This is a genomic window from Serratia sp. N21D137 (assembly GCF_047530005.1).
Lineage (GTDB): Bacteria > Pseudomonadota > Gammaproteobacteria > Enterobacterales > Enterobacteriaceae > Chania > Chania fonticola_B.
On sequence record NZ_JBLJAJ010000019.1, the window covers coordinates 19,006 to 32,155 of the forward strand.

11 protein-coding genes are annotated in these 13,150 nt (G+C 54.8%); 6 read left to right on the forward strand and 5 right to left on the reverse strand.

Going from position 1 to position 13,150, the window contains the following annotated elements; genetic code table 11:
• The first annotated feature begins 90 nt into the window (after window positions 1–90).
• Genes pldA through rhtC form a run of 3 tightly spaced genes read left to right on the forward strand, consistent with a single transcriptional unit; the run spans window position 91 to window position 3,496 of the window.
• Window positions 91–969, forward strand: coding sequence for a phospholipase A (pldA, locus tag ACMV5H_RS15675; RefSeq protein WP_021807771.1), 879 nt, complete (start codon window positions 91–93; stop codon window positions 967–969).
• 55 nt (window positions 970–1,024) lie between these two features.
• Complete coding sequence (gene recQ / locus ACMV5H_RS15680) at window positions 1,025–2,857, forward strand: ATP-dependent DNA helicase RecQ (protein WP_414822071.1); 1,833 nt, start codon at window positions 1,025–1,027, stop codon at window positions 2,855–2,857.
• Window positions 2,858–2,869: 12 nt separating this feature from the next.
• The gene (gene rhtC, locus ACMV5H_RS15685; RefSeq protein ID WP_021807772.1) at window positions 2,870–3,496 is read left to right on the forward strand and encodes a threonine export protein RhtC; all 627 of its coding nucleotides are present in this window, start codon (window positions 2,870–2,872) and stop codon (window positions 3,494–3,496) included.
• A 33-nt stretch (window positions 3,497–3,529) separates the two neighbouring features.
• Here the strand turns inward: rhtC and rhtB are convergent, their stop codons facing one another.
• Window positions 3,530–4,150: a homoserine/homoserine lactone efflux protein gene (rhtB, locus tag ACMV5H_RS15690; RefSeq protein ID WP_021181524.1), complete on the reverse strand. Its 621-nt coding sequence runs from the start codon at window positions 4,148–4,150 to the stop codon at window positions 3,530–3,532.
• 116 nt (window positions 4,151–4,266) lie between these two features.
• Between rhtB and pldB the strand changes: the two genes are divergently transcribed.
• Window positions 4,267–5,304 (forward strand): lysophospholipase L2, encoded by a 1,038-nt coding sequence (gene pldB / locus ACMV5H_RS15695; RefSeq protein WP_094982260.1) that lies wholly within the window; start codon window positions 4,267–4,269, stop codon window positions 5,302–5,304.
• Window positions 5,305–5,315: 11 nt separating this feature from the next.
• Window positions 5,316–6,116: a sugar/pyridoxal phosphate phosphatase YigL gene (yigL, locus tag ACMV5H_RS15700; protein WP_021181522.1), complete on the forward strand. Its 801-nt coding sequence runs from the start codon at window positions 5,316–5,318 to the stop codon at window positions 6,114–6,116.
• A 308-nt stretch (window positions 6,117–6,424) separates the two neighbouring features.
• On the opposite strand, the gene alsS is transcribed toward yigL, so the two are convergent.
• Both alsS and budA read right to left on the reverse strand, forming a co-directional pair.
• The gene (gene alsS, locus ACMV5H_RS15705) at window positions 6,425–8,104 is read right to left on the reverse strand and encodes an acetolactate synthase AlsS (protein WP_186486931.1); all 1,680 of its coding nucleotides are present in this window, start codon (window positions 8,102–8,104) and stop codon (window positions 6,425–6,427) included.
• Window positions 8,105–8,132: 28 nt separating this feature from the next.
• Entirely contained in the window at window positions 8,133–8,912 is a 780-nt protein-coding gene (budA, locus tag ACMV5H_RS15710) for an acetolactate decarboxylase (protein ID WP_021807775.1), read from the reverse strand.
• A 429-nt stretch (window positions 8,913–9,341) separates the two neighbouring features.
• On the opposite strand from budA, the gene ACMV5H_RS15715 reads away from it, so the two are divergent.
• Window positions 9,342–10,244, forward strand: a complete 903-nt coding sequence (locus tag ACMV5H_RS15715) for a LysR family transcriptional regulator (RefSeq protein WP_021807776.1) — start codon at window positions 9,342–9,344, stop codon at window positions 10,242–10,244.
• Window positions 10,245–10,366: 122 nt separating this feature from the next.
• Here the strand turns inward: ACMV5H_RS15715 and glpQ are convergent, their stop codons facing one another.
• Together glpQ and glpT are read right to left on the reverse strand one after the other, a co-directional pair.
• Entirely contained in the window at window positions 10,367–11,446 is a 1,080-nt protein-coding gene (gene glpQ / locus ACMV5H_RS15720; protein WP_021807777.1) for a glycerophosphodiester phosphodiesterase, read from the reverse strand.
• Window positions 11,447–11,549: 103 nt separating this feature from the next.
• Entirely contained in the window at window positions 11,550–12,902 is a 1,353-nt protein-coding gene (gene glpT, locus ACMV5H_RS15725) for a glycerol-3-phosphate transporter (protein WP_021181519.1), read from the reverse strand.
• Window positions 12,903–13,150 lie beyond the last annotated feature (248 nt).

Consider the following 13,150-nt stretch of genomic DNA (forward strand, 5'->3'; position numbering starts at 1 on the left):
TATTCACTAGTGCGGTAAAACCAGCAATGTGTGTAAAATAGCCTGCTTTTATTTCCGGGTTTTTCCTTATCTTTCGAGAGTGAAAAAATTATGCGCGTTCTGTCTGGGATTGTGATGGCGATGCTGTTTGCGCCAGTAGTGGTGCAGGCCGATGAGGCCACCGAGCAAAAGAATCTGAATAAACCGGCGGTTCGTGGCAGCATCATCGGTAACATGCTGCAACACTATGATAATCCGTTCACTCTGTATCCTTATGAAACGAACTACCTGATTTATACCGATACCAGCGATCTGAACAAAGAAGCGATCAAATCCTATAGCTGGGCGGAAAATGCCCGCAAGGATGAGGTAAAGTTCCAGCTCAGCCTGGCCTTCCCGATCTGGCGTGGCATTGCCGGTGAGAACTCGGTATTGGGAGCATCGTACACCCAACGTTCCTGGTGGCAGTTCTCCAACCATGACGAGTCCTCACCGTTTCGTGAAACCAACTACGAACCGCAAATTTTTGTCGGCTGGGCTACGGCGTATAAGTTTGCCGGCTGGACGTTGCGTGATATCGAAGTGGGTCTGAATCATGAGTCCAATGGCCGTGAAGATCCTACCTCACGCAGCTGGAACCGTGGCTATGCACGCCTGATGGCGCAGAACGGCGACTGGCAGGTCGAGGTCAAACCCTGGTTCCGCTTCTCGGAAAGCGACAGCAACGACGATAACCCGGATATCACCAAGTATATGGGCTATTACCGTCTGACGGTGGGCTATGCCTTGGGGGAAAGCGTGTTCAGTGCCGAAGGCCAGTACAACTGGAATAGCGGTTATGGCGGCGCGCAGGTGGGCTGGAGCTACCCAATTACCAGCCATGTTCGTTTCTATACCCAGGTGTTCAGCGGCTACGGCGAATCGATGATTGATTACAACTTCAAGCAGACACGGCTGGGTGTTGGTGTCATGCTTAACGATATTATGTAGTTTAGGTAATAACGGTGTCAGTCAGGCACCGTGATAGCGATAAATGGGGAAGTGTGTGTCAACCGCAGCAGTGATAAACAGAGAGTTGCTGGCAGAGCAGGTATTACGCGATACCTTCGGCTATCAGCAGTTCCGTCCGGGTCAACAAACGATTATCAACGCAATTATCGGCGGCCAGGATTGCCTGGTGGTGATGCCGACCGGCGGGGGTAAATCGCTGTGCTATCAAATCCCGGCGCTGGTGATGGATGGACTGACGCTGGTGGTATCCCCACTGATTTCCTTGATGAAAGATCAGGTCGATCAGCTCCTGGCCTATGGCGTTTCCGCCGCCTGCTATAACTCGACGCAAACGCGCGAGCAGCAGCTTGAGGTGATGGCAGGTTGCCGCAGCGGCCAGATCAAGATGCTGTATATCGCGCCTGAACGGCTGATGATGGACAGCTTCCTCGAACTATTGGATCACTGCCCGCCGGTGATGCTGGCGGTGGACGAGGCGCACTGTATTTCCCAGTGGGGCCACGACTTCCGCCCGGAATACCGCGCACTGGGCCAGTTGAAGCAACGTTTCCCGACCATGCCGGTAGTGGCATTGACGGCCACCGCCGATGAAGCCACGCGGGGGGATATCGTTCGCCTGTTGGCGCTAGACGAGCCGCTAATCCAGATCAGCAGTTTCGACCGCCCCAATATCCGCTACACGCTGGTGGAGAAGTTCAAGCCGCTCGACCAACTTTGGCGCTTCGTGCAGGACCAGCGCGGTAAAAGCGGCATTATTTACTGCAACAGCCGCGCCAAGGTGGAAGACACCACCGCACGTCTGCAAAGCCGTGGGTTGAGCGTTGGGGCCTATCACGCCGGGCTGGACAACGAACGCCGCTCCCAGGTGCAGGAGGCTTTCCAGCGTGATGATTTGCAGGTGGTGGTGGCTACCGTCGCCTTCGGTATGGGCATCAACAAACCTAACGTGCGTTTTGTGGTGCACTTCGATATTCCGCGCAACATAGAGTCCTATTATCAGGAGACTGGCCGTGCAGGGCGTGATGGCCTGCCAGCGGAAGCGTTCCTGCTGTATGACCCGGCGGATATGGCCTGGTTACGCCGTTGCCTGGAAGAGAAACCGGCAGGGCAGCAGTTGGATATCGAACGCCATAAGCTCAACGCCATGGGGGCATTTGCCGAAGCGCAAACCTGTCGCCGCCTGGTGCTGCTGAACTACTTCGGTGAAGGCAAGCAGCAGGCCTGTGGCAACTGCGATATCTGCCTCGATCCGCCCAAGCGTTATGACGGCCTGGAGGATGCCCGTAAGGCACTCTCGGCGATTGGCCGCGTTGGGCAACGCTTCGGCATTGGCTATGTGGTGGAGGTGCTACGCGGCTCCAATAACCAGCGTATCCGCGAGTTTGGTCATGAAAAGCTGCCGGTGTACGGCATTGGCCGCGATCAGACCACCGAACACTGGACCAGCGTGCTGCGCCAACTGATCCATCTGGGCTTTATCACCCAGAACATAGCGATGCATTCGGCACTGCAACTGACCGAGGCCGCGCGCCCGGTGCTGCGTGGCGAAGTGGTGTTACAGCTGGCGGTGCCGCGTATTCAGAGCTTCAAGGTACGCAGCAGCGCCAATCAGAAATCCTACGGCGGCAATTACGATCGCAAGCTGTTTGCCAAACTGCGCAAGCTGCGTAAATCGATTGCCGACGAAGAGAACATCCCCCCGTACGTGGTGTTCAACGACGCAACGCTGCTGGAGATGGCCGAACAGATGCCGATCAGGGCCAGCGAGTTGTTGAGCGTCAACGGCGTGGGGCAGCGTAAGCTGGAACGTTTTGGTGCGCCATTTATGGCGCTGATCCGCGCTCACCTCGACGGTGACGACGAATAAGGATAATCACTCATGCTGATGTTGTTTTTAACGGTGGCGATGGTGCATTTGATTGCGCTGATGAGCCCAGGGCCGGACTTCTTTTTTGTATCGCAAACCGCAGCCAGCCGCTCCCGTCGCGAGGCGATGATGGGCGTGGTGGGGATTTCCCTCGGCGTCATGGTCTGGGCCGGTGTGGCGCTGCTGGGGTTGAACCTGATCCTGCAAAAGATGGCCTGGCTGCACCAGGTCATCATGGTGGGCGGTGGCCTGTATCTGTGCTGGATGGGCTGGCAACTGCTGCGCTCCGCCCGTGGCCAGAATGCGCAAACTGCTCCGGCAGCAGAAGTGAAGGTGGCGTTACCCAAGCCGGGCCGCAGCTTTATCCGTGGCTTGCTCACCAACCTTTCCAATCCCAAGGCCGTTATCTACTTCGGTAGCGTGTTCTCGCTGTTTGTCGGCGAGGATGTAGGTGCCGGAGCGCGCTGGGGACTGTTCGCTCTGATCACCGGTGAAACCTTTATCTGGTTCACCCTGGTGGCGATCATCTTTGCGTTACCCGCTATGCGCCGGGGCTATCAGCGGATGGCGAAGTGGATCGATGGCCTGGCCGGGGTGTTGTTCACCGGTTTTGGCCTGCATCTGATCTTCACGCGTTAATGATTACCGGGCCGACCCCTGCGGCCCGGTAGATCATGCCTTTCTAGCCGTTGCCAGTAATCCCGCCACCAGAATAAACAGCGAGCCAAAAATCCGGTTTAACAACTGCATTTGGCGCGGGGTCTTTAACCAACCGGCAATGCGGGTGGCCAGCGTGGCATACCCAATCATCACCAGAATATCGATCACCACCGTGGTGACGCCGAGAATGACATACTGCTCGGCCTGGGGCTGGTTGGGCATGATAAACTGCGGGAACAGGGCTGCCAGAAACACGATGCTCTTGGGGTTGGTCAGATTCACCAGTACGGCGCGGCGAAACAGACGGCGCCGTGGCATGGTGCCTGCCAGAGTGTGCAGATCCAACGCGCCTGCGGCACGCCACTGCTGGATACCCAGCCACACCAGATAGGCCGCACCAAACCATTTCAGCAGTTCAAAGGCCAGCAGCGATTGGGAGACTACCGCGCCGAGGCCAATCCCCACCAGCACGATATGGATACTCAGGCCAACCTGGAGGCCTGCAATTGACGCTGCCGCTCCGCGATAGCCGTGGCTGATGCCGGTACTCATGGTGTTGATGGCACCGGAGCCGGGGGAAAGGCTGAGGATAAGGGTTGTCAGCAGATAGGTTAACCACCAGTCTAAGGTCATCGCAATGCTCCCTGAATACACCAATTTGTCACCAATTTGTGCCACAATACGCTAGTATGATTTCCCGTGCCAGAGATCACATTTACCTCTCTGAACATCCCGTTAAAAGGTAGGCCATGTCGTCATTCACCCATGATCCCGCGCAATGGTTAAACCGTGAAAAGCAGTTTTCTGCCTTCGCGACTGGGCCACTGCTGGATTTTTGGCGGAGACGTGAGGAAGGGGAGTTCATCGGCGTCGGAGGCGTACCGATCCGCTTTGTGCGCTTAGCTTCCCCGCTACACCAGCGGGTGGTGGTGATAAGCCCCGGGCGCATCGAAAGCTATATCAAGTACCCCGAAGTGGCGTACGATCTGTTTCACTGCGGCTATGACGTGATGATCATCGATCATCGTGGTCAGGGGTTATCCGGGCGGATGCTGGCAGATACGCACCGGGGGCATGTGGTAAACTTTGCCGACTACGTAGACGATTTTGCCCAGTTTTATCATCAGCAGGTTAAACCCTTGGGTTACCGGCAGCACGTCGCGCTGGCACACTCTATGGGGGGCGCGATACTGGCGCAGTTTTTGGCACGTGAGCCACAGTCGTTCGCCGCCGTCGCACTCTGCGCGCCGATGTTGGGCATTTATCTGCCGATGCCGGGCTGGATGGCCAACGGTATTTTGAGCTGGACGGAAAAACGCCCAGGGCTGCGTGACTATTACGCGGTGGGCACCGGGCATTGGCGTCCTTTACCCTTTGTGGTCAATACGTTGACCCACAGCCGCGAGCGTTATCGCCGCAACCTGCGTTATTACGCCGATCATCCCGAACTGCGGGTAGGTGGGCCAACCTATCACTGGGTCAAGGAAAGTATTCAGGCCGGGCAGCAGATCATCGCCCAGGCTGCTAACATCACTACGCCGATTTTATTATTGCAGGCCGGTGAGGATCGGGTGGTCGACAACCGTTCCCAGCGCGCTTTTTGTCAGGCACTGTCAGACGCGGGGCACCCTTGTGAAGGGGGAAAACCGTGGGTTATCAAAGGCGCTCGCCATGAGATCCTGTTCGAACGGGACGCGATGCGCGCCGAGGCACTGAACGCAATCCTGCGTTTCTTTGCTCAGCACTTAGGCGGTACTGCTGCCGCCGAAAATTCCACTAGAGGTTAGAACATATCGCTATGTATCACGTCGTTGCTTCCGATTTAGATGGCACTCTGCTGTCCCCTGAGCACACCCTGACACCGTACGCCAAAGAAACGCTGCAGCTGCTGACGCAGCAGGGCGTGCACTTTGTTTTCGCTACCGGCCGCCACCATATCGACGTTTCCCAGATCCGCGATAATCTCGGCATCAGTGCTTTTATGATCACCTCCAACGGTGCGCGGGTACATAACACCGCCGGTGAGCTGATCTTCAGCCACAACCTGGATGAGGATATCGCCCGCGATCTGTACAACATGATGCACGACAACCAGGAGATCCTGACCAACGTCTACCGCAACGACGACTGGTTCATGAACCGTGAAAGCCCGGAGCAGGAAGCCTTTTTCCAGGAATCGATCTTTAAATACCAGTTGTTTGAGCCGGGCTTGCTGGAAACCGATGGCGTGTGCAAGGTGTATTTCACCTGCGACGATCATGAGAAACTGCTGCCGCTGGAAGATGCCATCAACGCACGCTGGGGCGATCGGGTCAACGTCAGCTTCTCGTTCCCAACCTGCCTGGAAGTGATGGCCGGTGGCGTCTCGAAAGGCCATGCGTTGGAAGAAGTCGCCAAGATCATCGGCTATTCGCTCAAAGAGTGCATCGCCTTTGGCGACGGCATGAACGATCTGGAAATGCTGTCAATGGCGGGGAAAGGCTGCATCATGCAGGATGCCCAGCAGCGTCTGAAAGACAAGCTGCCGGAGCTGGAAGTGATTGGCTCCAACGTTGACGACGCGGTGCCTCATTACCTGCGTAAAATGTACTCGATTTAACTGATAGGGGCGCAGTCTTCACCGGCTGCGCCCGCCGAGCGACTCAGCTCACATTCCGTGCCACAAAACGATTTACCATTGGGTTCAGTGCTATGCACCTGAGATGGAAAACGTCTGTGTTGGTACCGACGCCATCCGACCGATCTGTGCCGGCTGTTGATAGCCACGGCATAAAGCACGGCTTATAGCAGAGCACTTGCGTTATGGAAACAGGAAGGCAAATGCCCTCCAGGCGTAGTGCACCGTCAGGTGAACGACGTTTACAGTCTCCAAGGGGTAGCCTAAGGGAACGTTTTCCCTAGCCCGAATCAAATCATTTGGCTAAAGTTCATTTGAGCCATCAGTTTGTAATTGTCAGCATAATCTACCGGGATCGCCACCACCACCGGCCCCTCAATTTCCATAGCCTTACGCAACATATACCGCAAATCCTCCACTGATTGCACTGCAAATCCGACGGCGCCGCATGCCTCTGCATAGGCTTTGAAATCAATCGGGCCAAACTCTACACCAGACTTGCGTTGATATTTACTCACCTCCTGCATCTCCACCATGTTGTAGGCATTATCCACCCAAATCACATGCACAATATTGGCTTTCAGCCGCACTGCGGTTTCCAACTCCATGCTTGACTGCATAAATCCCCCATCGCCGGAGATGGATAACACTTTGTCTCCTGGCCGGACCAACGCCGCACCAATGGCCCACGGCAGGGCAACCCCCATGGTCTGCTGGCCATTGGAGATCAGGAGTTGGCGGGCACGGAAGCAATACAAATAGCGAGCGATCCAGATATGGAAGCTCCCCATATCCACACATAGCGTCACGTCATCGCTGACGATATCCTGCAGTTCCTTGACGATGCGCAACGGATGAATCGGCATGCCGCCACGGCCTGCAGCACGCTCTGCCAGCTCTGCGCGCTGCAGGCCGAGATCGGATAAGATCAGTTCCACTTCGGCAGGCATACTGAGCACATTGCTGAAACCTTCGGTCAGCAAATTGATAGTGGCGTTGATATTGCCGATCAGCTCCACATCTGGGCGGTAACAGGTATCAATTTCGGCCGGTTGTACATCGATATGTACCAGCATCAACCGCCTTTGGCTGTTCCACATGCAGGGGTCGTATTCGATCGGGCTATAACCCACACTGACCACCAGATCGGCCTTTTGCAACAGTTGGTCGGCAGGCTGATTGTTGAATAACCCGACGCGGCCAGCAAAGCGGGAAAAATCATTAACATCAATCACTCCGGCGGCCTGATAGGTTCCTACCACCGGCATATGCGTACGCTGTAACAAATGGCGTATTGCGGCACTGTTTTCTGGGCGGCTGGCTTGCAGCCCCAGTAACAGTACCGGACATTTCGCCTGCTGGATCAGTTTAAGCGCCTCATGAATGTCTTCGGTTGAAGCGGCCCCCAGACGGGGTGAGCGGCATCCGGTCAGCACCGGTGCCGTAACCGGTTCATTGATGATATCCATCGGCAAGCTGATAAACGCAGCCCCAGGACGGCCAAATTCAGCACTGCGAAACGCATTGGCCATGACTTCTGAAATGGCGGAACCGGTATGTACCTCGGCACAATATTTGGTGACTGGCCGGAACATGCTGACGGTATCCATGCTCTGGTGTGTTTGTTTCAGATTGTCAGCACGTTTCACCGCTCCGCCCAAGGCCACCACCGCATCCCCTTCGGAGGTTGCGGTGGCCAGCCCGGTGATCAGGTTAGAGCTGCCCGGCCCGGAGGTCACCAGTGCGACCCCTGCCTTGCCGGTCAAGCGGCCAACTGCCGCTGCCATAAACGCCGCGTTGGCTTCGTGACGTACCACCACGGTTTTTATCTCAGGTTCATCTTCCAACGCATCGAATACGCGGTCTATTTTAGCTCCGGGGATACCAAATACCTGTTTCACACCCTGCGCGTGCAGATTTTTAACCACCAAATCTGCCCCACACCGCCAGTGATTGTCTGAACCAACCATAATCCACCTCCTGAAAAAACGACGCCGATTAACCCTCGGCAGAACGAATGGCGCAATCCAAATCCTCTGGACAGAGGTCGGCGCACAGGAAATCCGCATCGTGCGGCAATTGAAGATTGAGACGAGCGATCACGCCAAACTGCAGACGGCCATGATCGAGTTGATAATCCAATACATGACCCCCACCGATGCGATCGTCGGTGATAAAGTGTTCGTGGTAACCCGCAACACTGATGCCCTGCATATAATCAGGTGAGCGGAATCCCACCAATGTGCCGCTGCGTTGCTGAAATGCAAAGGTCGGCTGCGCTTCGATCGCTTCCAGCATCGGTTTGTAGGGCCGCTCTTGCCGCGGTACGGTCCGAGTTTCCACGTGGCTGAACAGACCATCAACCCGTAGCGCACAGAACAGATTAGGTGAAGCTACCTGCTGGTCGATGCACCGGTGCAGGTCGGCTTTGCAGATCGGTTTTTCCATCTTTAGCGTCACGCTAGGCTGAAAAAAAGTGACCACCGCGAACGGCGTTCTTTGTTGCAGACTGGCCGCGCGGGCGCTGCCATCTGCACGCAACTGATGTACTTCCCGATCAAAAGCGATCAGTTCACCATCAAGATGGTTGAAGGTCCCTAGACCGAAATTACCGTGTGTGAGCAATTCGGCGATAGTGACATCCCCTTCGTAAACGCCACCAAGCAAGGCGCTCATCAATGAGGTCTGATAAATTTCCCCCTGACCACAATCCAGCGCTTGCCTGGCAAAACCTTGCGCCAACTGCTGCGCACATGAACAGCCGTGATTTTCATTCATTACCACCTCCTCCACCCGCACGGCATCTAAAGTGCTATGCGTTTAAATGCTCAAGAGCATGAGCAAACCTGCCGCTGCCAAAGTGCTCACTTAGAACCCTTCACTGGCAGCGGCAAAAAACAGTGATACAAACAGGCAACGTGCCGGACTCAAGCAGAGTCTAGATAAAACAAAGACCTTCTAATGATTTTAACCGTGACACATCACGTTTACGGTTAATGCGGTATTAATTTGAAAATAAATTCAGCAGATTAATTCACTATTCCATATCAAATTTTAAGGTTTATAAAAATAAACTAAGGCATTTTATCTTGATAATTTAATATTTTCAGCGCGATATCGCTGCTTTACTCTGGGGGTAGAGTAACGTTAACTCAGCCGGTAGAGAACCGAGTATTCATAAGAAATGCTTTTGCATATAATGCAAAGATGAATGACGCACGCTATGCCGAACATTTGCCGATCTTTCTCGATGTTGCCCAATTGGGTAGTTTCTCTGCCGCCGCACGCAAACTGGGCATGGTGCCTTCTTCATTGGTGCGGCATATCGATACGCTGGAAGGTGAACTTGGCGTCATGCTGTTTGTGCGCTCAACTCGCGGCCTGGTGCTGACCGAAGCTGGTGAAATGCTGAAAAAGCGCGCCTCACAGTTGCTGACGCAAATCATCGATATCCGCGCCGAACTGGCAGCGCAAAACGAGACTCCGCAAGGCGTGCTGCGTATCAGTTGCTTGCCCACTTTCGGTAAAACCTATCTGTTGCCGCTCTTACCGGTGCTAATCCAGCGTTATCCAAGGTTGGTAGTTGAGTTGGATCTCACCGAACGCCAGACCGATCCGAAACAAGAAATGCTGGACGCCGCCATCCGTATCGGCGAGCAGAAAGACAGTTCACTGTACGCAAACCGCATCGCTACACAGCGCTGGTTCATGTGTGCCAGCCCGGACTATATCGTTCGCAATGGGAAACCGGCCAACCTACAGGAGTTACGTGATCATCAGTTGATCGCCCGCTATCACAAACAGCAACCCGCTTGCTGGGCGCAAATCCTCAGTGAACCTCTGATGAATCAGTGCAAGATGGTGCTGCGCTGTGATGATTTCTCGGCACAACGCCAAGCGGCATTACTCGGATTAGGCATCACTTTCTTGCCTAACTGGGTGGTGGGGCCGGATATTCAGGCAGGAAGTTTGTTGCCCCTGCTGGCAGATCCACGCGGCGAGGAACAAGGGATCTATCTATTGCGCCCAGCAGCCAGAATTTCGGCCAAATTGAGCGTTTTTATGAGTTTGCTCACTGAGCGTATTGGTCAACCTCCAAGCTGGCAATGAAGTGGCTCGATCGAGCTTTTCAATCCCGGTTCAGCCTCTGGCATAGGCATTTATGTGGTTGCTTTGCTGTTACGGCAGACTTGGTTCTGATCCCCACCGGGTAACCCGGTGGGGAGTTGTCGTTACTTATGTTGCCCCTGCTTTTGCAGGAACTGTACACCCTTGTCCGGGAAGTCGGTAAACACGCCGTCAACGCCCGCCTGATTGTAAATCGCGTCGAACAGCTGGTTCACGTCGGTGACGTATTTCGGCAGCTTATCGGCACGAATGGTGTAAGGGTGCACCGCCATATTGCTGGCATGAGCGTCCTTGACCATATCGGTCAACACAATCTGGTTCGGCTTGGATTTCTCTTCGACGATCAGCATGTGATAATCAGGCCCGATGCCGTCGGCATACTGGGCGATCTTTTTCATCGCGCCCGGTTTGAACATCCAGTCGTAGTCATAGTTGACCCACTTGCCGTCGGCCTTCTGCTCGTAGGTTTCGTTCCAGTCGGTGTAGGCAATCAGCTGTACCAGCTTCAGATCCATCCCCATCTTGGGTTCCAACTGATCCTTGATGCGTTTCAGCTCGTTGGCATCAAAACACTGCAGATAGACGTTGTCGCTCTTGCTGGTGTAGCCGTATTGCTTGAGGACTTCCAGCACCTTGGTGGAGATGTCTTTTCCTTCCTGCTGATGGAACCAGGGGGCCTTGATTTCCGGGTAGAGGCCGATGTTCTTGCCGGTTGAATGGTTGAGACCCTGCACGAACTCGATCTCTTCCTGGAAGGTGTGGACGCGGAAGTCGGATTTGCCCATCGGGAAGCGGCCAGGGTAGCTTTGCACCTGCTTACCGTCTTTGATATCAAAGCCTTCGGTGAACTTCAGTGATTTGATCTCAGGCAGCGTAAAGTCGATGGCGTAGTAGCGGCCATCTTTACGCGCCCGGTCCGGGAAACGTTCGGCAACGTCGGTGACGCGATCCAGATAATGGTCGTGCAACACTACCAGCTCGTTGTCTTTGGTCATCACCAGATCTTGCTCAAGGAAGTCGGCACCCTGCGCGTAGGCCATTGCCTTGGCCGGTAACGTATGCTCCGGCAGATAGCCGCTGGCACCGCGGTGAGCGATAACGACTTTATCCGCAGCCTGGGCGGCACTGAGCATTGAAGTGGCAAGAATGATCCCTGTCAGCAGGGCTTTGGTTTGAGTCCGCATTCTGTGTAGCTCCATGTTGTAGAGGTAAGAAAAAGGCCGCACAAGCGCGGCCTTAGATTAACGATAAAGGGTAGGGGCGCTGCATACTGCGCCCGCTTAGCTTTTAGCCGCGTTTAGCCGCGATTTCTGCGTGGTGTTTCTTCTCGCTGATCATGGTCAGCACCAGCAGGATCACCGCACCGATGCTGCCGCCGATCATCACCATAAAGCCGCCGTCCCAACCGAAGTAGTCAACGGTATAGCCGACGATGGCGCTGGCTGCGACCGAGCCGCCCAGGTAACCGAACAGACCGGTAAAGCCGGCGGCGGTACCTGCCGCTTTCTTCGGTGCCAGTTCCAGCGCGTGCAGGCCGATCAGCATGACTGGGCCATAGATCAGGAAGCCGATGGTGATCATACAGGCCATATCGATGCCAGGGTTACCCACCGGGTTCAGCCAGTAAACGATGGTGGCGATGGTTACCAGCACCATGAAGAACACCCCGGTGGCACCACGGTTGCCTTTAAACACCTTGTCCGACATCCAGCCGCACAGCAGGGTGCCTGGAATACCAGCGTATTCGTACAGGAAGTAGGCCCAGGAGGACTTATCCAGTGCGAAGTGTTTCACTTCTTTCAGGTAGGTTGGTGACCAGTCCAGGATGCCGTAGCGCAGCAGATACACGAACACGTTGGCGATCGCGATGTACCACAGCAGTTTGTTTGGCAACACGTACTGCATGAAGATCTGCTTGGCTGTCAGCTCTTCTTCTGCTTCTTCGGTATAATCATCCGGATAGTCGTTTTTGTATTCTTCAATCGGTGGCAGACCAACAGATTGCGGGGTGTCACGCATCAAGGCGAAGGCGATCAGGGCCACCAGGATCGCACCGAAGGCAGGCATATACAGCGCCGCATGCCAGTCGTTAAACCAGGCCATACCCAGCAGGAACAGCAGTGGAGGCAGGCCGCCACCGACGTTGTGCGCACAGTTCCATACCGAAACGATACCGCCACGCTCTTTCTGCGACCACCAGTGCACCATGGTACGGCCACAAGGCGGCCAGCCCATACCTTGGAACCAACCACACAGGAACAGCAGCACGAACATCACGGCAATGCTGGAGGTTGCCCAAGGCACGAAGCCCATAAACAGCATGACGGCAGCGGCCAGTATCAGGCCGGCGGGTAGAAATACGCGCGGGTTGGAGCGGTCTGAAACCGACCCCATGATGAACTTGGAGAAACCGTAGGCGATGGAAATCCCTGACAGCGCGAAGCCCAGGTCACCACGGCTGAAGCCCTGATCGATCAGATATGGCATCGCCAGGGTGAAGTTTTTACGCACCAGATAGTAGGCGGCGTAACCGAAAAAGATCCCCATAAAAATCTGCCAGCGCAGCTTACGGTAGAGCGGGTCTACCTTGTCGACTGGCACACGAGAAATGTGTGCGGCTGGCTTAAAAATACTCAACATGAGCGCCTCCGATGGCTTTATCTGTTTATTGCCTCAACAGGAAACGGCTGTCCTGAAGATGAGCTTGCGGATACCTGAAGTGTTGTTAAATGTTCCATAACGAGCGCAATGCTAGAGAAAACCCCCCGGTCTCACCGTGATGGATGGCTCATTTGTTACACTTTTATGAAACTGTGGCGAATTTTGAGTGATCGGTTAACATTTTGGAATGGCTAAATAGCACAAATACGTGATGTTTGTCACATTCA